Annotated in this window: 26 protein-coding genes; 6 read left to right on the top strand and 20 right to left on the bottom strand. The window is 67.4% G+C overall.

Annotated elements, in window-relative coordinates; translation table 11 throughout:
- Positions 1-61: 61 nt before the first annotated feature.
- Positions 62-1,048, bottom strand: coding sequence for a TRAP transporter substrate-binding protein (locus DWF00_RS21860; RefSeq protein WP_114829699.1), 987 nt, complete (start codon positions 1,046-1,048; stop codon positions 62-64).
- A 253-nt stretch (positions 1,049-1,301) separates the two neighbouring features.
- Here DWF00_RS21860 and DWF00_RS21855 point away from each other — a divergent pair, with 253 nt between their 5' ends.
- A complete protein-coding gene (locus DWF00_RS21855; protein ID WP_114829700.1) occupies positions 1,302-1,529 on the top strand; it encodes a transcriptional regulator in 228 nt (75 codons plus the stop codon).
- Positions 1,530-1,629: 100 nt separating this feature from the next.
- Here the strand turns inward: DWF00_RS21855 and DWF00_RS21850 are convergent, their stop codons facing one another.
- Both DWF00_RS21850 and DWF00_RS21845 read right to left on the bottom strand, forming a co-directional pair.
- Positions 1,630-2,250, bottom strand: coding sequence for an alpha/beta hydrolase (locus tag DWF00_RS21850; protein ID WP_114829701.1), 621 nt, complete (start codon positions 2,248-2,250; stop codon positions 1,630-1,632).
- 71 nt (positions 2,251-2,321) lie between these two features.
- Positions 2,322-3,254: a ring-cleaving dioxygenase gene (locus DWF00_RS21845; RefSeq protein ID WP_114829702.1), complete on the bottom strand. Its 933-nt coding sequence runs from the start codon at positions 3,252-3,254 to the stop codon at positions 2,322-2,324.
- 194 nt (positions 3,255-3,448) lie between these two features.
- Between DWF00_RS21845 and DWF00_RS21840 the strand changes: the two genes are divergently transcribed.
- The 3 genes from DWF00_RS21840 to DWF00_RS29565 all read left to right on the top strand — a co-directional run bounded on the left by DWF00_RS21840 (position 3,449) and on the right by DWF00_RS29565 (position 5,194).
- Complete coding sequence (locus tag DWF00_RS21840; RefSeq protein WP_114829703.1) at positions 3,449-3,874, top strand: DoxX family protein; 426 nt, start codon at positions 3,449-3,451, stop codon at positions 3,872-3,874.
- A gap of 221 nt (positions 3,875-4,095) precedes the next feature.
- Positions 4,096-5,064 carry a LysR family transcriptional regulator gene (locus tag DWF00_RS21835; protein WP_114829704.1) on the top strand — a complete coding sequence of 323 codons (969 nt, stop codon included), beginning with the start codon at positions 4,096-4,098 and terminating at the stop codon, positions 5,062-5,064.
- Positions 5,048-5,194 carry a hypothetical protein gene (locus tag DWF00_RS29565; RefSeq protein ID WP_181832677.1) on the top strand — a complete coding sequence of 49 codons (147 nt, stop codon included), beginning with the start codon at positions 5,048-5,050 and terminating at the stop codon, positions 5,192-5,194. Before DWF00_RS21835 ends, DWF00_RS29565 begins: the two co-directional genes overlap by 17 nt.
- A 61-nt stretch (positions 5,195-5,255) precedes the next feature.
- Here the strand turns inward: DWF00_RS29565 and DWF00_RS21830 are convergent, their stop codons facing one another.
- A complete protein-coding gene (locus tag DWF00_RS21830) occupies positions 5,256-5,759 on the bottom strand; it encodes a YciE/YciF ferroxidase family protein (protein WP_114829705.1) in 504 nt (167 codons plus the stop codon).
- Between the two features lie 165 nt (positions 5,760-5,924).
- On the opposite strand from DWF00_RS21830, the gene DWF00_RS29560 reads away from it, so the two are divergent.
- Complete coding sequence (locus tag DWF00_RS29560) at positions 5,925-6,092, top strand: hypothetical protein (RefSeq protein ID WP_181832678.1); 168 nt, start codon at positions 5,925-5,927, stop codon at positions 6,090-6,092.
- A 19-nt stretch (positions 6,093-6,111) separates the two neighbouring features.
- Here the strand turns inward: DWF00_RS29560 and sugE are convergent, their stop codons facing one another.
- From sugE to DWF00_RS21795, 7 genes are all read right to left on the bottom strand, one after another.
- Entirely contained in the window at positions 6,112-6,426 is a 315-nt protein-coding gene (gene sugE / locus DWF00_RS21825) for a quaternary ammonium compound efflux SMR transporter SugE (protein ID WP_114829706.1), read from the bottom strand.
- A gap of 160 nt (positions 6,427-6,586) precedes the next feature.
- Positions 6,587-7,153, bottom strand: a complete 567-nt coding sequence (locus tag DWF00_RS21820) for a MerR family transcriptional regulator (protein WP_425453170.1) — start codon at positions 7,151-7,153, stop codon at positions 6,587-6,589.
- Entirely contained in the window at positions 7,150-7,464 is a 315-nt protein-coding gene (locus DWF00_RS21815; protein WP_069876977.1) for an integration host factor subunit alpha, read from the bottom strand. The genes DWF00_RS21820 and DWF00_RS21815 overlap by 4 nt, the downstream gene beginning before the upstream one ends.
- Positions 7,465-7,652: 188 nt before the next feature.
- On the bottom strand, positions 7,653-8,630 hold the full coding sequence (locus tag DWF00_RS21810) for a beta-ketoacyl-ACP synthase III (protein ID WP_114829707.1): 978 nt from the start codon (positions 8,628-8,630) through the stop codon (positions 7,653-7,655).
- 13 nt (positions 8,631-8,643) lie between these two features.
- Positions 8,644-9,702, bottom strand: coding sequence for a phosphate acyltransferase PlsX (gene plsX, locus DWF00_RS21805; protein WP_114829708.1), 1,059 nt, complete (start codon positions 9,700-9,702; stop codon positions 8,644-8,646).
- A 115-nt stretch (positions 9,703-9,817) separates the two neighbouring features.
- Positions 9,818-10,375 (bottom strand): YceD family protein, encoded by a 558-nt coding sequence (locus DWF00_RS21800; RefSeq protein ID WP_114829709.1) that lies wholly within the window; start codon positions 10,373-10,375, stop codon positions 9,818-9,820.
- A complete protein-coding gene (locus DWF00_RS21795; RefSeq protein WP_245974183.1) occupies positions 10,365-10,898 on the bottom strand; it encodes a ubiquinol-cytochrome C chaperone family protein in 534 nt (177 codons plus the stop codon). Before DWF00_RS21795 ends, DWF00_RS21800 begins: the two co-directional genes overlap by 11 nt.
- Before the next feature lie 144 nt (positions 10,899-11,042).
- Here DWF00_RS21795 and DWF00_RS21790 point away from each other — a divergent pair, with 144 nt between their 5' ends.
- A complete protein-coding gene (locus tag DWF00_RS21790; RefSeq protein ID WP_114829711.1) occupies positions 11,043-11,546 on the top strand; it encodes an outer membrane protein assembly factor BamE in 504 nt (167 codons plus the stop codon).
- An 80-nt stretch (positions 11,547-11,626) separates the two neighbouring features.
- Here the strand turns inward: DWF00_RS21790 and DWF00_RS21785 are convergent, their stop codons facing one another.
- The 9 genes from DWF00_RS21785 to nrdR all read right to left on the bottom strand — a co-directional run bounded on the left by DWF00_RS21785 (position 11,627) and on the right by nrdR (position 21,007).
- Complete coding sequence (locus tag DWF00_RS21785; RefSeq protein ID WP_114829712.1) at positions 11,627-12,544, bottom strand: DMT family transporter; 918 nt, start codon at positions 12,542-12,544, stop codon at positions 11,627-11,629.
- Positions 12,545-12,873: 329 nt separating this feature from the next.
- Positions 12,874-15,030, bottom strand: a complete 2,157-nt coding sequence (locus DWF00_RS21780) for a sodium-translocating pyrophosphatase (RefSeq protein WP_114829713.1) — start codon at positions 15,028-15,030, stop codon at positions 12,874-12,876.
- Positions 15,031-15,288: 258 nt separating this feature from the next.
- A complete protein-coding gene (locus tag DWF00_RS21775) occupies positions 15,289-16,500 on the bottom strand; it encodes an MFS transporter (protein WP_114829714.1) in 1,212 nt (403 codons plus the stop codon).
- Positions 16,501-16,555: 55 nt separating this feature from the next.
- The gene (thiL, locus tag DWF00_RS21770) at positions 16,556-17,542 is read right to left on the bottom strand and encodes a thiamine-phosphate kinase (RefSeq protein WP_114829715.1); all 987 of its coding nucleotides are present in this window, start codon (positions 17,540-17,542) and stop codon (positions 16,556-16,558) included.
- Positions 17,543-17,731: 189 nt separating this feature from the next.
- A complete protein-coding gene (gene nusB / locus DWF00_RS21765) occupies positions 17,732-18,184 on the bottom strand; it encodes a transcription antitermination factor NusB (RefSeq protein ID WP_114829716.1) in 453 nt (150 codons plus the stop codon).
- A gap of 11 nt (positions 18,185-18,195) precedes the next feature.
- Positions 18,196-18,705, bottom strand: coding sequence for a 6,7-dimethyl-8-ribityllumazine synthase (gene ribH, locus DWF00_RS21760; protein WP_114829717.1), 510 nt, complete (start codon positions 18,703-18,705; stop codon positions 18,196-18,198).
- A 34-nt stretch (positions 18,706-18,739) separates the two neighbouring features.
- On the bottom strand, positions 18,740-19,387 hold the full coding sequence (locus DWF00_RS21755) for a riboflavin synthase (protein WP_114829718.1): 648 nt from the start codon (positions 19,385-19,387) through the stop codon (positions 18,740-18,742).
- On the bottom strand, positions 19,387-20,517 hold the full coding sequence (ribD, locus tag DWF00_RS21750) for a bifunctional diaminohydroxyphosphoribosylaminopyrimidine deaminase/5-amino-6-(5-phosphoribosylamino)uracil reductase RibD (RefSeq protein WP_114829719.1): 1,131 nt from the start codon (positions 20,515-20,517) through the stop codon (positions 19,387-19,389). Before ribD ends, DWF00_RS21755 begins: the two co-directional genes overlap by 1 nt.
- Positions 20,510-21,007 carry a transcriptional regulator NrdR gene (nrdR, locus tag DWF00_RS21745; RefSeq protein WP_114829720.1) on the bottom strand — a complete coding sequence of 166 codons (498 nt, stop codon included), beginning with the start codon at positions 21,005-21,007 and terminating at the stop codon, positions 20,510-20,512. The genes ribD and nrdR overlap by 8 nt, the downstream gene beginning before the upstream one ends.
- Positions 21,008-21,010 lie beyond the last annotated feature (3 nt).

Here is a 21,010-nt window from a genome sequence, read left to right as displayed (position 1 = left end):
TATGGGGAGGGAGGCCGCTGGAACCGGTGGCTCCAGCGGCGGATTCAGGCGGCGAGAGAGATCACTGGACGGCGTTGATCTTCTCGAGGATGCCGTGCGCGTCGATCTCCTTGGCGTATTCGATCAGCACGGGGTCGACGGCCTTCTTCATCGCGGCGCGGTCGGCGAAGGGGATGCGCTTCAGCTTGCCGGCCTTCTCCAGCGCTTCGAGCTTGGCGGTGTCCTCGCTCGACTCGACCTGGCGGCCATGGGCGGCGCCTTCCTTGCCGCCCTTCAGCACGCAATCCTGCAGGTCCTTCGGCAGCTTGCGGAAGGTCTTGCCGGAGAAGGCGAGCGGGCGGATCGTGATCGCGTGCTCGGTCATGGCGAGCTGCGGCGCGACCTCGTAGAAGCGCATCGCCTCGACGCCGGCCGCCTCGTTCTCGCCGGCCGCGATGACGCCGTTCTGGATGCCGTTATAGACCTCGTTATAGGCGATCACGGTCGGCGCCATGCCGGCCGCCTGGAAGGTGCGGCTCCAGATCGGGGCGCCCTGCACGCGGACCTTGAGGCCCTTGATCTCCTCCATGTTGCGGACCGGCTTGTTGACGAAGATGTTGCGCGTGCCGCCGCCGCCATAGCCGATCAGCATCACGTCGGCGCGTTTGGCGATCTCGTCGGCGATCGGCTTGAACAGGTCGAGTTCGATGACCTTGGTCCAATGGGCGAGGTCGCGGAAGATGAAGGGCGCGTCGATGAACGGCGCCGCCTTCGAGAAGGTCGACATATGCGCCGGAGACACGATGGCGTAATCGACCGCTTTTCCTGAGGCCATATACTCGAAATACTGCTTCTCCAGGCCGAGCTCGCTGTTCTTGTGCAGCACGAAATTGATCGGCTTGCCGTAGCAGGCCTTCACAACTTCGCCGAACTTGGCCATCGCCTTGGTGAAGGCGTGGTCATCGTTGAATTGCGAAGCTCCGTGCAGCTCTATTGCCGGCTGCGCACTTAGCGGGGTCGCGGCAAGAAGCGCCGCGCCCAGAATCCATCTGATTCTCGACTTGAGCATTTCATCTTTCCTCCCTGGTCAGACCTCTGATGGGTCTTAGGAAAAAAGTATGACGACGAAGGGATGGGGGCGCAATACCGGCGCGGCGCTAAGTCACCGAACCGCGCCCAAAGTCGCAAGCTTCGCAATAGTGCGAACGGGCTCGGCTGTTCAGAACAATGGCCGCGGCGATTGCTGCTGAGATAGCCGCTCGTATCCCGCAGCATTCGGGCGTAAGCTCATGGAAATGGGTGGCTTATGCGGGAGGACAGAGATGGCTAGCGAGGACCGCAAACCACGCGCCTGGCACGACGTGCACAGCGTTCAGGAAGCGCCGCGCGAGAAGCAGAAATCGAGCGGGCGGATCGCGGCGGAAGAAGCGGCGGCGCGCAAGAAGATCGAGGCCCTGCGCGCGCAGCGGCTGGCCAGGGAAGCGGAAGCGGCGGCAAACCCGCCTCCGCCGAAGCCAGCGTCTCCCAGCAAGAAGAAGGCCGCGACCTAACCCGTCATTGCGAGGAGCGTGAGCGACGAAGCAGCCCAGTGGGTCTCGCTCACGCAGTCTTCCTGGGCTGCTTCGCTACGCTCGCAATGACTGGTCGACCTCAGGCCTTGTCGAGCCAGGTCTTGAGCAAGCCGATATCGGCCTGCGACAGGCCATGGCCGGTCGGCACGGTGCGATGATCGACCGCCGCGCCGTTGCTTGCCAAGGTCGTCGCCAGCCGCTCCGCGTCATCGGCCGGCACGATCGGGTCGAAGGCGCCCGAGAGCAATTGCACCCGCTTGCCGGTGAGATCGGCCCGCGGCGGCTTGGCGAAGGGCGACATCGCCCGCAGCAGAGCCGCGCCCGCCAGCACCTCCGGCCGGAGCAGCAGCAGGCTCGCGGCGATGTTGGCGCCGTTCGAGAAGCCGACCGCGACCGGGGCCGCGAGGCCGTATTGCCGGCTGATATCCTTGATGAAATCGGCGAGTTCATGCGTGCGGCGGCGCAGGTCGTCCTCGTCGAAGACGCCTTCGGACAGGCGCCGGAAGAAGCGCGGCATCGACCCTTCGAGAACCTGCCCGCGCGGCGAGAGCAGGGCCGCGCCGGGCGCGACCATGCGGCCGAGCGGCAGCAGGTCGCGCTCGTCGCCGCCGGTGCCGTGCAGCAGCAGGAGCGGCGTGCGGTTGGCGTCCGTGCCGGGCTCGAAGGCGTGAATGAAGGAGGTGGTCGCGACAGCGTCCATCTTGCATCTCCGGTTGAGCGTGAGGGAACCGCCCTGCCCCGTCGTCGCGACGGCGCAAGGCGGCCTTGTGGTCAGGCCAGTTCGGGCAGCACGGCCTCGATGCGGCTGCGCTGGCTCTCGTACTGGGCCGGTAGCTTCAGCGCCTGGCCGAGCGTCTCCGGCGCCTCGTCGACGGCGAAGCCGGGGACGTCGGTGGCGATCTCGAAGAGGACCCGGCCGGGCTCGCGGAAATAGACGGAGCGGAAATAGTTCCGGTCCTTCTGCTCCGTCGTGCGGATGCCGTGGTTCTCGGCGAGGCGGCGCACCATTTCCTGCTGCGCGGCGTCGTCGGTCGCGCGGAAGGCGATGTGGTGGACCGAGCCGGCGCCCTGGCGGGCCGGCAGGAAGCCGCCGGCGCCGCGCAGGTCGATGATGTTGCCGAGCGGCGTGCCTTCCGCCTGGTAGCGGATCAGCGTGCCCTCGCGAGCGATCTCCTTGAAGCCGAAGACGTCGCTCAGGATCGCCCCGGTCGGGGCCGCATCGTCCAGCAGCAGGCTGACGCTGTGGAAGCCGCGGATGGCGTAGTCGGCCGGGATGCCACCCTCGCCCCAGGCAGGCTCGGACTCGATGCCGGGCACGCCGACGATCGAGAGCCGCATCCCGTCCGGGTCGCGGAAGGCAAGCACCGTCTCGCCAAAGCGCTTCTGCGGCTGCTCGTGGACGACGCCGTGCTCGACCAGGCGATGCGTCCAGTAGCCGATAGCGCCCTCCGGCACGCGGAACGCGGTCTCCTGCGTCTCGCCGACGCCGAGCCGGCCCGCAGCCGCATGCTCCCAGGGGAAGAAGGTCAGGATCGTGCCGGGCGCGCCGGCCGCGTCACCATAATAGAGGTGATAGGTGCCGGGATCGTCGAAATTGACCGTCTTCTTGACCAGGCGCAGGCCGAGCACGCGGCCGTAGAAATCGAGGTTGCGGCGGGCCGGGCCGGCGATCGCCGTGACGTGGTGGATGCCGTTGATCTGCATGATGCCCTCCTCCGGGCTGGTGAGGCGGGGGCGCCTCGTTGGGAAGGAAGGTCGTGCGCCAAGGCCCGAAAAGCCAGGGTCGAATCATTGCGCCTACGCAATCTCATTGTTGGAATTGAACAATTTGAATTGCATCGATCGCCGGTCATCTTATGCCCCGAGACCAGCCCGGTCCCTACCTCGGAGAAACGACCATGATCGACAATCGCCTCGCCCCCTACGGCGCCCTCGGCCTGCGCGTTGCGCTCGGCCTGATGTTCATCGCCCACGCCTATCTCAAGCTGGTGATCTTCACCCCGGCGGGCTTCGCCGGCTTCCTCGGCCAGGTCGGCCTTCCCGGCGCCCTCGCCTGGCCGATCATGCTGGCGGAACTCGCCGGCGGCTTCGCCATCCTGATCGGCTTCTACGGCCGCGTCGTCTCGGTGCTGCTGCTGCCGGTCCTGCTCGGCGCGCTGATGGTCCATGCCCCCAATGGCTGGGTCTTCAATGCCCCGAATGGCGGCTGGGAATATCCCGCTTTCCTGGCGCTCGCCGCGCTTGCCCATGGCCTGATCGGCGACGGCGCGCTGGCCGTTCGCCCCGTCCGCTTCGGCGCGCAGCCGGTTCCCGCCGCAGCCTGAGCTGTCGATTGCAATCGCGACCGCATGGGGTAACCCTGCGCCAGCACTCTTCGCCGCCGCATGGCTCGCACCATGACGGCGGCGAATGCGTGCGGGTCACTAGTGCATCGGACCGAAAAGTGGAATCCGGTTTTCGGAAAAGTCCGATGCAATAACAAAAGCCTAGATCGCCACTGTGCGTCCGATAGGACGCACGGCGATCTAAGATCGAGAGCGACACCATGCCGAACGCGGCCAAGATCCTCGCCTGGGACGATTTTCGCCTGATCAAGGCCATCGCCGAGGCGAAGGCGCTGCCGGCCGCCGCCGCACTGGTCGGCCTCAACCATTCTACCGTCTTCCGCCGGCTCGGCCAGATCGAGGATGGGCTCGGCCTGAAGCTGTTCGAGCGGCATCGCAGCGGCTATGTGCCGACGCCGGCCGGCGAGGAGATGGCGCAGCTCGCGGAACGGCTCGACGGCGACATCACCGCCTTCACCCGCAAGCTCGACGGCCAGGAGATCAAGCCCGCCGGCGAGCTGCGCGTCACCACCAACGACACCTTGCTGGTCGACCTGCTGACGCCGGTCTTCGCCGCCTTCCTGGTGCAGTGTCCGGAGATCCGGCTCGACATCCTGCTCGGCAACCAGGCGCTGAACCTCTCCAAGCGCGATGCCGACGTTGCGATCCGCGCCACCGACACGCCGCCGGACACGCTGGTCGGCCGCCGCGCCGCCCGCATCGCCTGGGCGCTCTATGGCCGCGCTGGCGATTTTCCGGAGAGCGACTTCCCCGCCATGGACGAGCTGCTCAAGCGCAACTGGGTCTCGCTCGGCGACCAGTTCTCCGGCTTCAAGGTCGTGCGCTATCTGAAGGAGCACGTCGCGGCCGAGCGGGTGATCTACAAGGTCAACAGCGTCCTCGGCCTGTCGGAGGCGGTCGAGGCCGGCATCGGCATCGGCTTCCTGCCCTGCTTCATCGCCGACACCAAGCCTGGGCTGACCCGGCTGAGCGAGCCGGAGAACGGGCTCGCCGCCGATCTCTGGCTGCTGACCCATCCTGATCTCCGGCATTCGCCGCGGGTGCGGCTGTTCCTGGATTTCATCGCAGCGGAGATCGGCAAGGCCCGGCCGCTGATCGAAGGCGCGCGGCCGATCGCGCCGCGCGGCGACCACCTCCTGCCGGAGCCCCGCGATGCCACCACTAGGTGATTGGGGCTTCCTGGTCTGGATCTTCCTCGCGTCGATTCCGTTGGGACTGGTTGCGGCGGGCTATTGGGCGCGCGGCCTGCGCAAGGCCCGCCCGAAGGTGCCGCCCGGAGATCCCGGCAACCCGGTCTGAGCAGCGAAAAGCCCGCCCCGGCAAGCCGGAACGGGCCTCTCACATGGGAAGATGGCTGCGGTTACGCCGCCTGACGGTTGATGCCGGATTCGGCCAGCTTGGTCAGCTTGCTGTCGGCCGCGAACTCCTCGTCGAGATTCTGCTGCAGCAGCGCTGCGCAGTCATTGCGGCCAAGCTGCTTCGCCCAGGCCGCGAGCGTGCCATAGCGCGTGATCTCGTAGTGCTCGACCGCCTGCGCGCAGGCGATGATCGCGGCATCCAGGACCTGCTTGTCCTCGACCTCGCCGGTAACGTCCGAGGCTTCTTGGAGGATGCCGTCGATCGCCGGGCAATCGACGCCCTCGACCTCGACGCCATGGAGCTTGAACACCTGCTCGAGCCGCTGGATATGCCCCTGCGTCTCGCCGCGATGCATCTCCAGGCCCTGCTTCAGCTTCGCGTCCGTCGCCTTCTCGATCATCTTCGGCAGCGACTTATGGATCTGGTTCTCGGCGTAGTAGATGTCCTTGAGGGTGTGGACGAAGAGATCGTCCATCGTCTTGATATCCTTGGAAAACAAACCCATGCCATCCTCCTGTCGTGGGATCTTGCGACGGTGACAGCCGGCGCCGCAGCAGCGGCGCGCCTCCCCAGTCACGCAACGTGAACGATCCCATTCGGTTCCGAAATTGCGGCGGGGCCCGATCGCGGCCAGAATGCGGGGTGCTGAGGATAGCTTTGGGCTCGCGACATGGAAATCATCGTTCCCGTCCTGATCTGCGTCTCCTTGATCTGGCTGATCGGCCGGCGCGTGCCCTGGAACGCCAAGCTGACGACACTCGTGGTGACGCTCGCGGTGGTCGTGCTGATCGTCTGGCTCGATCGCAGCGGGAACTGGCCGGACGCGCTCCGCCGCTGACGCGCCCGGCGGCCGCCGCTCAGGCGACCAGCTTCAGCCCGATGATGCCGGCCACGATCAAGCCGATGCAGACGAGCCGCAACACGCCGGCCGGCTCGCCGAACAGCCAGATGCCGAGCGCCGCAGTGCCGACTGTGCCGATGCCGGTCCAGACCGCATAGGCGGTGCCGACCGGCAGCTGCTTCAGCGCAAGGCCGAGCAGGCCGAGGCTGATCACCATGCTGGCCAGCGTCAGCGTGGTCGGCACCAGCTTCGTGAAGCCTTGCGTGTATTTGAGGCCGATCGCCCAGCCGATCTCGAACAAACCGGCGACGAACAGGTAAAGCCAAGCCATGACGGCGCTCCTTGAACAGGGGCGAGGTCGTCCACGCCGTTGGGGAAGGAACGCGGCCTGGCCGCGGAGGTCGTCCTCGCCTGCCGATCTAGGCAGGCCTGCTGCGTGCTTCAAGAGCGCGCGCTATCCCTTCTCCCCTCGGGGGGAAGGACGCGGCGGCTCAGGCGCCCTCGCCCATGGCCTGCGGCTGGAGCACGGCCCGCAGCACACGCTGGCATTCGGCCAGCTCGGCGAGCACGGTTGCGAGCACGGCGATGTCGTCGCGCTCCTGCGCTGAGGGCCGCGGTTCGGCGGCTTCCGGCCGCCAGGACGGCGGGGCTTCGCCGGCATGGTCGGTGTCGACCGGCCCCGCGCGCAACGGCAGCGGGGCGAGCATGTCCGGCACAGCGGCCGCGACCTGGGCGCCGATCGGCGCGCCGCGGCCGATGGCCTGGACATGGCGCGGCCCCTGGTCCTTCAGGATCCGCTGCAATCCCTTGATGGTGTAGCCTTCGCCGTAGAGCAGCCGGCGGATGCCCTTCAGCAGGGCGACATCATCCGGCCGGTAGTAGCGGCGCCCGCCGCCACGCTTGAGCGGCTTGATCTGGGAGAAGCGCGTCTCCCAGAAACGCAGGACGTGTTGGGGAATGTCGAGGTCGTCTGCGACCTCGCTGATTGTCCGGAAAGCATCTGGGCTCTTGGTGTCCAATTCGGCCTCTGAATCGCCGGTGTGGAACTCCAGACTCACTCTTCGTCGCCCTCGCCCGCCTGCCCGTTGATGCGCGCCTTCATCACATTCGAAGGCTTGAACACCATCACGCGACGCGGCTCGATGGGAACTTCAACGCCCGTCTTCGGATTACGCCCGATTCGCTCGCCTTTGTCTCGCACGACGAACGAGCCGAAAGACGACAGCTTCACATTCTCGCCGCGCGCGACCGCGTCGCAAATCTCGTCCAGGACAGCCTCGACGAGCTTGGACGACTCCGTCCGCGACAGGCCAATTTTCTGGTAGACAGCCTCGCACAGATCGGCGCGAGTGACCGTTTGCCCCGCCATTCATAGCCTCCAAGGCGTTATTGGTGTGCGGAAGGACCACCCACCCTTCGCCGTTACGGACGCAAGAACGCTATGCGCCCGAGCGTGCCCGGTCAATCCTCGAACGGCCATTCAACTCTACTCTTCAGTAAAACACGTGAGATTTCAGGGGAATATATCGAAAATACCCGGAGTTTCGATGAATCTATTCACCAACGGATCAAGGCGGAACCCCAGGTGAAGCCGCCGCCCATGGCTTCGATCAGGACGAGCTGGCCGGGCTTGATGCGGCCGTCCTTGTGCGCCTCCGCCAGCGCAAGCGGGATCGAGGCGGCCGAGGTGTTGCCGTGCCTGTCGACGGTGACGACGACGCGGTCATGGTCGATGCCGAGCTTGTCGGCCGTGGCGTCGATGATGCGGCGGTTGGCCTGGTGCGGCACGAACCAGTCGATGTCGTCGCCGCTCAGGCCGGTCTCGGCGAAGGTGTGGCGCACGGTCTCGGCCAAGTTGACGACGGCATGGCGGAAGACCTCCTTGCCCTCCATGCGCAGGAAGCCGACCGTCTTGGTCGAGCCGGCGCCGCCGTCGACGTAGAGCTTGTTCTTGTAGCGCCCGTCCGAGCGGATATGGGTTGCGAGGACGCCGCGATCCTTGAGCGTGCCGTCGCCGGCTTCCGCCTTGAGCACGACGGCGCCGGCGCCGTCGCCGAAGAGCACGCAGGTGGCGCGGTCCTCCCAGTCGAGGATGCGCGAGAAGGTCTCGGCGCCGATCACCAGCGCCGCGCGCGCCGCGCCCGAGCACAGGAACTTGTCGGCGGTGGCGAGGCCGAAGACGAAGCCGGAGCAGACCGCCTGCAGGTCGAAGGCGGCGCCGTCGGTGATGCCGAGCCCGGCCTGGATCTGCGTCGCCGTGGCGGGGAAGGTATGGTCAGGCGTCGCGGTCGCGACGATGATCAGGTCGATCTCGGACGGGTCCATGCCGGCGTCGGCAAGCGCGGCCTGCGCCGCCCTGAGGCCGATCATCGAGGTGGTCTCGCCATCGGCCGCGACATGGCGCTGGCGGATGCCCGTGCGCTGGACGATCCACTCGTCGGACGTGTCGACGCGCTGAGCCAGCTCGGCATTGGTGACGATACGTTCCGGCAGATACGAGCCGCAGCCGCGGACGACAGAGCGCAGTTTGGACAAAGTAACCTGTTCCCTACTCGACGGTGGCCGCGGGTTGCGGCGCCGCCTCCGGCCGCACCGAGGCGGCCACCATTTCGCGGACCTTCGCCATCAGGTTCTCGCGCGCCATCTCATAGCCCAGTTCGGTGGCGCTTGCGAAGCCGATCGCATCGGTGCCGCCATGGCTCTTGATGACGATGCCCTCGAGCCCCAGGAAGACGCCACCATTGACCTTGCGCGGGTCCATCTTGTCGCGCAGCGCGGCGAAGGCGCCCCGCGCGAAGAGATAGCCGATCTTGGCCATCAGCGAGCGGTTCATCGCGGCGCGCAGATAGCCGGCGATCTGGCGGGCGGTGCCCTCGGCCGTCTTCAGGGCGATGTTGCCGGTGAAGCCCTCGGTGACCACGACATCGACCGTGCCCTTGCCGAGATCGTCGCCCTCGACGAAGCCGTGATAGTCGAGATGCGGCAGGTTGCCCTCGCGCAGGATGCGGCCGGCTTCCTTGACCGCCTCGACGCCCTTGATCTCCTCGACGCCGACATTCAACAGGCCGACGGTCGGCCGGTCGAGATCGAAGACGACGCGGGCCATGGCCGCCCCCATCACCGCGAGATCGACGAGATGGCGGGCATCGGCGCCGATGGTCGCGCCGACATCGAGCACGATGCTCTCGCCGCGCGCCGTCGGCCACAGGCAGGCGATGGCGGGCCTGTCGACCTGCGGCATCGACTTCAGGCAGAATTTCGACATCGCCATCAGCGCGCCGGTATTGCCGGCCGAGATCGTGACGTCGGCCTCGCCGGTCTTGGTGGCGTCGATGGCGCGCCACATCGAGGATTTGTAGCGGCCATAGCGCAGGGCCTGGCTCGGCTTGTCGTCCATCTTCACCGAGACCTCGGTGTGGTGGAAGGTCGTGACCGCCTTGAGCTTGGGATGGGCGTCGAGCAGCGGCAGGACGAGCTTCTCGTCGCCGAACATGACGAAGCGCGCATCGGGCCGACGCTCAAGCGCCAGCGCGGCTCCCGGAACGACGATGGAAGGGCCGTGATCTCCGCCCATCGCATCGAGCGCGATTGTAACCGGTCTGGTCATGAGGTGATGGTCGATCCCGGATGCGGCCGCCCTTCGACGCGGGGCAGCTCGATGCGGGCCGGACAATAGCGACTTGGCCGCCCGCCGCAAGCCAAAGCAATAGCGGATAAAGCGCTCATTCGCCCCGCTTCAGCTTCGCCAGCACCGCGAAGGGCGATTCCTCCTTGGACGTCCCGAGCTCCGTGTCGAAGCTCGCGCCGGGCTTGCGCGGATAGGGGTCCAGCGCGAGCGACAGGAATTCCACGGTGATCGTGCCGAGGTCGACCATGCCGTCGATGATCGGCTCCGGCGGGTCGGCCTCGTTGAGCATGATCTCGAGGTCGATCTCGCCCTTCTCCTCGCGCTCTTCCTGACGCTGGGCCGCGGCCAGCACCTCGGCCTCCGGCGCGAAGTCGAGCTTGAGCGGAACCTTCAGGCGAACCGGGAACGGCTCGAGCGTGACGATGCAGGTCTGGTGCAGCTCGGCGACGATCTCGCCCTCGAGCTTCACGCGCTCGCCGTTGCGGGCGAGCTCGTAGCGGGCTTCGAGGGATTCGAGCGAGGCGAGGTCGAGCGCGCGGGCGATCTTCGCCAGCACGTCTCCCGTCGCGGTGACCCTCGCATGGCTGCCGCGCGGCTTGATGGTCTCGACCCGGATCGGCTGGCTCAGCGGGGCGCTGGTTTCAGGCGCCATGATGGCTCTCTTGGCTGGAAAGGGTTGGGAAAAGCGCGTCCTGCACCAGAATTGCGTCAAGATCACGCCCGGCCAGGGCGCTCACGACCTGCCGCGCATAAGCGGCCAGGGGCCCGGCGCCCCCGCCGCAGCCGGCATTGCGGCGGAGAGCCTCGACCAGCTCCGCCGGATCGGGCGAGGCCAGCGCGCTCTCATAGGCCTGAACACGTCCGTAGAACATCTGGCCGATCTTCTTCATGCGCTTGGGCACGGCGATGTCGCTGATGCCGCTCTGGCGAAAGCCGAATTCGAGATAGGAAAAGCAGGCGTCGACGAGGTCCTGCGCCAGGCCGTCGGCCGGCGCCGGCAACTCGCGCAGCCGGCGCAGGACGAGGAAGACGTGCAGGGTGAGCGATTCGAAACGGCCCTCGAACGTGTCGGGAATGCCGCCTTCGAGATAAAGCGCAGGCTGGCGCGACGCCGCGGCAACGCGCTCGAACAACGCATTTACGGGTGCAAGTCGTTCCGGGCGCTTGCCGAACAAGCCGAAGATCACGCGCGCAACTCCGCTTGCTGCCTCTGCCTTGCCAAAGCCATCCTCGGGCGTTACGCCAACCATGACCCGTTTGACAAGCGACTAGACACTCCCCTTCCCGTTCTTGGCCTCCCTGCCTCTGGATTGCCCTGCATGACCGATACGACCCGCCGCGTGACCCTGCTCGGTCTTCTCGCGACCTCGTCTCTCGCTCTGGCCGGCTGCGGCGCGGACAGGGGCGGCTTCGTCTTGCCGACCTCCTCGGGCATGAACGAGGAGTTCACCCGCGGCTTCGTCATGGATGACGGGCTGATCGCGCAGATCAAGCCGGGCATGGACGTGCAGCAGGTGCTGCAGATCCTCGGCACGCCGTCGACGACCTCGACCGTCGGCAACCGGACCTTCTACTACATCAGCCAGCGCGTGCGCCGGCGCTTCCAGTTCCAGGACCCGGCCGTGATCGACCAGAACGTGCTGGTGATCTATTTCAACAAGGGCTTCAAGGTCGAGCGCATCGCCAATTACGGCCTGCAGGACGGCGTGGTCTTCGACTTCATCAGCCGCACCACCGCCGCCGGCGGCGAGGAGCAGAGCTTCGTGCGCAACCTCTTCCGCGGCGTGACCAAGTTCAACCCGCTCGGCGGGTTGGGCTCCTGACGAGCCCGCCAGAGCTTCGGACGGCGCAAGACAAAAGCCCCGCAGCGACGCTGCGGGGCTTTTTCGTGCCTGTGGACAGCTCAGCGCGCCTTGCGCTCCGGCAGCGTCATCGCCGCCACGCCGATCACGACCAGCACGAGACCGATCCAGGCAGTGGGGCTGAGGCGCTCGCCAAGGAAGGCGATGCCGATGGCGACGCCGAACGGAACTCTGAGGAAGGAGACCGACGTCGTGCCGACCGGGCCGAGCGTGCGGATCAGCCGGAAGTAGATCGCGAAGGCGAGCGCCGTCGAGAAGGCCGCGAGCGCCAGCAAAGCGAGGATCGACTCCTGCGAGGGCGCCAGCGTCCAGGGCCGGTCGACGATCAGCGAGAGCGGCAACAGGACCGCGCCACCGCAGATCAGCGAGCCGGCGGCCGGCATCAGCGGGTCGAGACCGGTGAAGTTGCGGCCGAACAGGGCGGCGCAGGCATAGCACACCGTCGCCAGCACGATCGCAAGCTGCGGCACGAGCTCGCCGGCTACCCCACCGAAGGCCTCGACGCCGACGACCAGCATGATGCCGGCAAGCCCGGCCGCGACGCCGAAGGCTTTGCGCAAATCGACTTTGCGCTGCGCGGCGAAGGCCAACGTGAGCAGGAAGACGAAGACCGGCGTCGTCGCGTTGAGGATGGTGGCGAGGCCGGCATCGACGCTGCGCTCGGCCCAGGCGATCAGCGTGAAGGGCAAGACGCTGTTGAGGCAGGCCTGCAGCATGAAGCGCCGCCAGGTCGCGAGATCGCGTGGCAGGCCGAGGCCGCGCCAGCGGATCACCGCGACGAGGATGGCGCCTGCGATCAGCGTGCGGGCCGCGATCAGGGTCAGCGGCGGGATCGTCTCCACGCCGAGCTTGATGAAGGTGTAGGAACCGCCCCAGAGCGCCGCGAGCACGAACAGCAGCGCGATCTCGACGGCATGGCTGGGCTTGGCGGCGGGAACGGCGGCGGCTTCTACGGTCATGGCTCTCTCCTCGGGCTGGAGGGACCATGGCATCGCAGGGCACCCGAAGCTTGCAGGAACGCTACGCTCCCGGCCGTAGTACGGTCTCCATCGTCATGGTCGGGCTTGTCCCGACCATCCACGTCTTTGACTGCGATGAGCGTTCAAGGCGTGGATGCTCGCCACAAGGGCGAGCATGACAGGGAGGGTCGGCCCCGGCCATAGCTTCAGAATCTGATTCAAGCAGCGGACATCCCGATTCAGCATCATCCGGCAAGCTGTTGAAAAAGCAAAAGAAAAACCCCGCGGATCGCTCCGCGGGGCCTGGTCGTGCGGGCTACCGGCCCGGCTCAGGAATGGGCCAGGATCGCCAGCAGCAGGAGCGCGATGATGTTGGTGATCTTGATCGCAGGGTTCACGGCGGGGCCCGCCGTGTCCTTGTAGGGGTCGCCGACGGTGTCGCCGGTCACCGAGGCCTTGTGGGCTTCGGAGCCCTTCATGTGGCGCACGCCGTCCTTGTCGACGAAGCCATCCTCGAAGCTCTTCTTGGCGTTGTCCCAGGCGCCGCCGCCCGAGGTCATCGAGATGGCGACGAAGATGCCGGTGACGATGACGCCCATCAGCATGGCGCCGACCGAGGCGAAGGCCTGGTTCTTGCCGGCGATGGCGTTGATGGCGAAGAAGGTCACGATCGGCGCCAGCACGGGCAGCAGCGACGGGATGATCATTTCCTTGATCGCGGCTTTCGTCAGTAGGTCGACGGCGCGGGCATAATCGGGCCGCTCCGTGCCCTGCATGATGCCGGGCTTCTCCCTGAACTGACGACGGACCTCCTCGACCACCGAACCGGCGGCGCGGCCGACCGCAGTCATGCCCATCCCCGCGAAGAGGAAGGGGATGAGACCGCCGAGCAGCAGGCCGACGACGACGAAGGGGTTGGACAGCGAGAAGTCGACCGTGACGCCCTTGAAGTACTGGAACGTGGTCGAGCCCGCCTTGTTGGCCTCGCCGATGAAGAAGTTGAGGTCCGAGGTATAGGCGGCGAAGAGCACCAAGGCGCCAAGGCCGGCGGAGCCGATCGCGTAGCCCTTGGTGATCGCCTTGGTGGTGTTGCCGACGGCGTCGAGCGCGTCGGTGGAGTGCCGGACTTCCTTGGGCAGGCCGGCCATCTCGGCAATGCCGCCGGCATTGTCGGTGACCGGGCCGAAGGCGTCGAGCGCCACGACGACGCCAGCCAAGGCCAGCATGGCGGTGGTCGCGATCGCGATGCCGAACAGGCCGGCGAAGCCATAGGCGACGATGATGCCGGCGATGATCACGATGGTCGGCAGCGCCGTCGCTTCCAGCGAGACCGCGAGGCCCTGGATGACGTTGGTGCCGTGGCCGGTGACCGAGGCCTGGGCGATCGAGACGACCGGGCGCTTGCCCGTGCCGGTATAGTACTCGGTGATGACGACGATCAGCAGCGTCACCACGAGGCCGACCAGCGCGCAGGAGAAGAGCCCGCCCGAGGTGAAGGTCACGCCCTGGACCGTGGTGAACGAGGCCGCGAAGCCGCCGAACAGCCAGTAGTTCACGATCGCGATCGCGCCGACAGAGAGCACGCCCGCGGCGATGAAGCCCTTGTAGAGCGCGCCCATGATCGACTGGTTGGCGCCGAGCTTGACGAAGAAGGTGCCGATGATCGAGGTGACGATGCAGGCCGCGCCGATCGCCATCGGGTAGATCATCATCGCGCCGAGGACCGGCTGGCCGGCGAAGAAGATCGCGGCGAGCACCATGGTCGCGACCAGCGTCACCGCATAGGTCTCGAACAGGTCGGCTGCCATGCCGGCGCAGTCGCCGACATTGTCGCCGACGTTGTCGGCGATCGTGGCCGGATTGCGCGGATCATCCTCCGGGATGCCGGCCTCGACCTTGCCGACGAGGTCGGCGCCGACATCGGCGCCCTTGGTGAAGATGCCGCCGCCGAGGCGGGCGAAGATCGAGATCAGCGAGGCGCCGAAGCCGAGCGCGACGAGCGAGTCGATGACGATGCGGCTCGAGGGAACGTTGCCGAGCACCTTGGTGAGGAAGCTGTAGTAGACCGCGACGCCGAGGAGGGCGAGGCCTGCGACCAGCATGCCGGTGACCGCACCCGCCTTGAAGGCGACGTCGAGGCCATCGCCAAGCGACTGCATCGCCGCCTGGGCCGTGCGCACGTTGGCGCGGACCGAGACGTTCATGCCGATGAAGCCGGCAGCACCGGACAGGACGGCGCCGATCAGGAAGCCGATGCCGACCCAGGGGCCGAGCAGATAGGCCAGGACTACGAAGAGCACCACGCCGACCATGGCAATGGTAACGTATTGACGCTTGAGATAGGCCTGCGCGCCTTCGGCCACCGCACCGGAAATCTCCTGCATGCGTTGGCTGCCGGCATCGCGCTTCATGACGTCGCCATAGGCCCATATGCCGTAGACGATCGAAAGCGCGCTCAGAAGGATAATGATAAGCAAGGCGGACATCGGTGCTCCTGTCCTTGAGGTTTCTTCCCACGCGAGCGTTGTCGCGAACCTATGATTATTGAACGCCAATGATGCGGAGACGGGCGGGGAAGATCGCGCCCGGAATACGATCGCCAGAGTCGACCCACAGTTTCGACAAGTTTCCACCGGAACGCAAACGGCGCGACTGACAAATCTGCGCGAATGTCAGGCAAGCATAGCCGGCGCTGCGCGCCAGCCGAAGCAGGCGCGCCGCCGTTCGGCTAAGCTGTTCAGTTGTCAGAAGGCAGCGGGCGCTGCCCGCTTCTGCAGCCCCTGCCACGCCACCAGCGCTAGCGCGACCGCGACGGGCGGGAAGACCAGCCAGTTGACGCTCTCCCAGCCGCCGGCATTGAGCAGGCCTCCGGCCGAGAAGGAGGCGATGGCGACCGAGCCGAAGACCAGGAAGTCGTTGGCGGCCTGGACCTTGACCCGCTCCTCGGGGCGGTAGCAGTCGGTCACCAGGGCGGTCGCGCCGATGAAGCCGAAATTCCAGCCGATTCCGAGCAGGATCAGCGCCAGCCAGAAATGCCCGACGCTGAGGCCGTGCAGGCCGACGATGGCGGCAAGCGCGGTGAGCAGGAGGCCCGTGGCCGTGACCTTCTCCTTGCCGAAGCGGGCGATCAGCTTGCCGGTGAAGAAGCTCGGGCCGAACATCGCCAGCACGTGCCACTGGATGCCGAGCGCCGCCTCACCGATCGAATGGCCGCAGCCGACCATGGCGAGCGGCGCCGCCGTCATGACGAAGCTCATCAGGCCGTAGGCGACCAGCGCAGCCGTGACCGAAGCGATGAACTTGGGCTGGCGCATGATCTCGGAGAGCGGCCGCCCGCCAACCTGCTTCGCCGCGGCGACCGGCGGCGCGCGCAGCTGGAACACGACGGCGATCGCCAGCAGCGCCAGGCAGCCCTGCGCCAGGAAGCTTGCGGCGAAGGGGGCGGCCGGCGTCAGGTCGCGCGTCCAGTAGACCGATTGCGGGCCGATGATTCCGGCGGCGAGGCCGCCGAACATCACCCAGGAGATGGCGCGCGGCTTGAAGCTTTCGCTCGCCGTGTCGGCGGCGGCGAAGCGGTAGCTCTGGACGAAGGCGCCGTAGAGCCCGCACATGAAGGTGCCGATGCAGAACAGCCAGAACAGGCGCCCGCCCGCCCCCGCCGCCGCGACGCTGGCGGCAACGGCGCCGGTCAGCGCGCCGATCAGGTAGCCGCTGCGGCGCCCGAGCCGGCGCATCAGCATGGCCGCCGGGATGACGCCGGTGGCAAGGCCGAGCTGCATCAAGCTGACGGGCACGGTGGCGAAGGTCTTGTCGTCGACCAGTTGCGAGCCGACGATGCCGCCGAGCGAGATCACGATGGCCGGGCTCGCGCCGCCGAGCGCCTGGGCGCAGGCCAGGACGAGCGCATTGCGCTTGGCGACGACGTCGCCCTCGGTCACCGAAACATGCTGGTTCATCGCAAAGGCCGCCGATCCAAGCCCGGCAACCTAGGGCGTGTCCTAGCAGGTGCCGTCAGAAATGGGCGAAGGAGCCTTGCGCGAAGACGCGCTCCCTGCCCTGTTCAAGAAACCGCGCCACGCCACTATCTGACGTGACCCGGCCGATGCGCGCGAGGCTTATCCCGGCCGCCTCGGCCGCGGCGACCATAGCAGGATATTCTCCTTCCGAGGTCGTCAGGAGAATTTCGTAATCGTCTCCGCCGGTCCAGGCCAGTTCCGCCAATGCGGGAGCGGCCATGATCGCAGTGCGTGCCGCATCGGAAAGCGGGACGGTGTCGAGATCGATCTCTGCCCCCACACCGGAGGCGGCCAGCAGCTTGGCGAGATCGCCGACGAGCCCATCGGAGATGTCCATCGCCGCCGAAGCATGAGCCTGGAGTGCAGCGGCGAGCGCAAGGCGCGGGCGCGGATGCAAATAACGGTCGGCGAGATGGCTGCGCCCGGCCTCGCTGAGCTTCACCACCCAGTCCGGCTTGTCCGGGCCGTGGACCTTGAGGCCAAGCGCGCCGTCGCCGATCGTGCCGGAGACGAGCACCAGATCACCCGGCTTCGCGCCGGAGCGCAGCACCATGCGGCCGGCGGGGACGCTGCCGAAAGCGGTGATCGAGAGCGTCAGCGGCCCCGGCGTCGAGACGGTGTCGCCACCGACCAGCGGGCAAGCGCCCTCCTCCGCCATCGCTGCCAGCCCCTTGGCGAAATCGGCGAGCCAGGCTTCGGTCCAGCCCTTGGGCAGCGCGAGCGTCAGCACGAAGCCATCGGGCCTGGCGCCCTTGGCGGCGAGGTCGGAGAGGTTCACAGCCAGCGCCTTGCGGGCGATCGAGGCCGGCGGATCGTCTGCGAAGAAATGCACGCCGGCGACGAGCGCATCGGCGGTGACGACGAGTTCGTAGCCACGCGCCGGACGCAGCAGCCCGGCATCGTCTGTCAGGCCCAACCCGGCCGGGCCGGCGATCGGCGCGAAATAGCGGGCGATCAGTTCGAATTCGCCGGGACGACTCATGGATTGGCGCGCCACTTCTCCCTCCCCCCGCTTGCGGTGGGGAGGGTTGGGGTGGGGGGCAGTGCCGCTCGGCACGGCGATTCAGGACGGAGCTCAGGCTTTTCGGCCCCCCACCCCAGCCCTCCCCACCGCAAGCGGGGGGAGGGAGAAGAGAGGTCACGGCGGAACGCCTTGTCCATGCGAGTCTCGTTACGCCGCAGGCGCGTCGAATTCGTCGGCGCGGAAGTCGCGGGCCAGCTTGTCGAGCACGGCGTTGACCATGCCGATCTCCTCGCCCTCGTAGAAGGCGCGGGCGACGGCGACATATTCGGAGATCACGGCGCGGGCCGGCACGTCCTTGCGGAAGGCGAGCTCATAGGCGCCGGCGCGCAGGATGGCGCGGACCACGGCCTCGACGCGCTTCAACGGCCAGCCGGTGGCAAGCACCTCGTCGACCGAGCGGTCGACCAGGCGCTGCTCGCGGACGACGCCGCCAAGCAGGTCGCGGAAGAAGGCGATCTCGGCCTTGGGAAGCTCGATATCCTCGACCTCCTTGCCGATCCAGAAGGCCTCGAACTCGGCCATCGCCTCGATGACGCCGCGGCCGCCGATCTCCATCTCGTACAGCGCCTGCACGACCGAAAGCCGCGCGCCGCGGCGCATTTCGGCCCGGCTCACGAGGATTTATCCGCGAGCGAGCGCTTGTAGCGCAGCACGGCGAGAGCCGCTTCCGCCGCGCCGCCACCCTTGTCCATCTCCGAGCGATTGGCGCGGGCCCAGGCCTGCGCATCGGTCTCGACGGTCAGGATGCCGTTGCCGAGCGGCATGGCATAGGCGACCGAGATGTCCATCAGGGCGCGCGAGCTTTCGCCGGCGACGATATCGTAATGCCCGGTCTCGCCGCGAATGACGGTGCCCAGCGCGATCACCGCCTCATAGGGATCGACGGCCTCGTCGGCGGCGCGCAGGCCGATGATGATGGCCGAGGGGATTTCGAGCGCGCCGGGCACGGTGACGACGTCGACGCGGCACTCGGCCTTGTCGAGCACGGCGAGCGCGCCTTCGAGCAGTTCGTCGGCGAGCTTGTCGTAGAAGCGCGCCTCGACCACGAGCACGCGCGCGCCGTCCAGCGGGGCGGCGGGAGTTGCGGCCTTGTCGGCCGAGATCTGCCGGGGTCCGGCCATGGTTCTTGTCCTTGCTGGATGTTGAGGCCGCTGGTTACTCGCCCCGGCCGGCCTCTGCAAGCCGCGCGGCATACCGTGCCATCAGATCGACCTCGACATGAACGGGGTCGCCCTCCCCGCGCTCGCCCCAGGTGGTGACGCTGAAGGAGTGCGGAATCAGCAGCACGGTGAAGACGTCGTCCTCGACCGTGTTGACCGTGAGCGAGGTGCCGTCCAGGCAAATCGAGCCCTTGGCGGCGATGAAGCGCGGCAGACCCCGCGGCGCGCGGACATGGAAGCGCGCCGTCGCGCCCCAGGGCTCGTCCGGATCGGGCGCGATCGGCTCGATCTTCAGGATGGTGCCGACGCCGTCGACATGGCCGGTGACGAGATGGCCGCCGAGTTCGTCGCCGACCTTGAGCGAGCGCTCGAGATTGATCTTCGTGCCGGGCGCCCACTCGCCGACCTGCGTCTTGGACAGGGTCTCGGCCGCGGCCTCGACCTGGAAGATGCAGCCGGCCTCGCCATCGGTGCGGGGCTTCAGCGCCGTCACCGTCAGGCAGACACCGGCGCAGGCGATGGAGGCGCCGATCTCGATTCCGGCTGCGTCATAAGGGCTGGCGATGGCGAGGCGCTTCAGGCTCGGGCCCTTGCTCTGCGATTCCACGACCGTGCCGATGGCGGTGACGATGCCGGTGAACATCAGGCGATCCTCTCATAGCGCTCGAAATGGTCGTGGCTGATCAGCCCGGCCTCCGCAAGCCGGTACAGGTCGGGGTTGGCCAGCATTTCTGCAAGGCCCGGACGCACGGCAACGACGCCCTGCTCGCCGAGCGGCTTTGGCGAGGTCGAGACGATGACCTCATCGGCCAAACCAGCCAGCGCCAGCTTCTCGCCGATAGTCGGCCCGCCCTCGGAAAAGACGCGGGTGATGCCGCGCGTTCCCAGCAGCGTCAACGCCTCCGCGAGGTCGAGATGGCCGTCCGGCCCGGCCGACACCCGCATGACCTCGACGCCGGCTGCGACCAGGGCAAGCTCGCGCTCGACCGGCGCGGCCTCGGTCGCGATGACCCAGACCGGAACCTCACCTGCCGTCTGCACGAGCCGTGAAGCCAGTGGCAGACGCAAGTGCGAATCGAGGATGACCCGGATCGGCGAGCGCTTGGCCATACCCGGCAGGCGCACCGTCAGCATCGGGTCGTCGGCCAGCACCGAGCCGATGCCAAGCATGATCACATCGTGATGGGCGCGCTGGAGATGGACCCAGGCACTCGCGGCCGGGCAGGACACGGCGATGGGCTTACGCGCGGCCGTGCCGGCAAAGCCATCGGCGGTGCGGGCGATCTTGAAGGTTACCATCGGCCGCCCCTGCGTGACCCGCAGGACATGGCCGCGATGAGCGCTTTGCGCCTCCGCCTCCAGCACGTTGGTGGTGACGCTGATGCCGGCCGTGCGCAGCAGGGCAAAGCCGAGGCCGCGAAAGCGCGGGTTCGGATCGGCCATGGCCGAGACGACGCGCCGGACGCCGGCCAGGATGGTGCGCTCGACGCAAGGCGTCGCGGCACGGATCGTGCGGTGCGAGCAGGGTTCGAGCGTGACGTAGAGCGTGCCGCCGATCGCGGCGCTGCCGGCGCGGTCGAAAGCATGCGCCTCGCCATGCGGGCGGCCGCCGGGCTGGGTATGGCCGCGGGCGACGATGACCGGACCGTCGGCTGTGTCCTGCGTGACGATGGCGCCGACGCAGGGGTTCGGCCAGGTCGTGCCCTGCCCGCGCGCGCCATAGTCGAGCGCCTGGCGCATGAAGGCGCGGTCGACCGCGCTCTGGTCAGTCATCTTGGCGGGCGGGCGGCGGAACCGTCACGGCTTCGAGCTCGTCGGCGCTGAGCTGGCCCAAAAGCTCTTCGAAATCACGGGCTTCGCGGAAGTTCTTATAGACCGACGCGAATCTCACATAGGCGACGTCGTCGAGCGATTTCAGCCCTTCCATCACAAGCTCGCCAATCGTGGAGCTGGAAACCTCGCCTTCGCCCGAGCTTTCGAGCTGGCGCACGATGCCGTTGACCATGCGCTCGATCCGCTCGGGCGCGACCGGGCGCTTGCGCAGGGCGACCTCGATCGAGGTCTGGAGCTTGTCGCGGTCGAAGGCGGTGCGCCGGCCGGAGCGCTTGACCACGGTCAGCTCGCGCAGCTGCACGCGCTCGAAGGTGGTGAAGCGGCCGCCGCAATCGGGGCAGACGCGGCGGCGGCGGATCGAGGCGTGATCGTCGGTCGGCCGCGAATCCTTCACCTGCGTGTCGAGGGAGCCGCAATAGGGACAGCGCATGGC

The sequence above is a fragment of the Allobosea caraganae genome, assembly GCF_003351345.1.
Lineage (GTDB): Bacteria > Pseudomonadota > Alphaproteobacteria > Rhizobiales > Beijerinckiaceae > Allobosea > Allobosea caraganae.
Note: the sequence above shows the minus strand (reverse complement) of the source record. Positions and strands in the feature narration are given on the sequence as shown.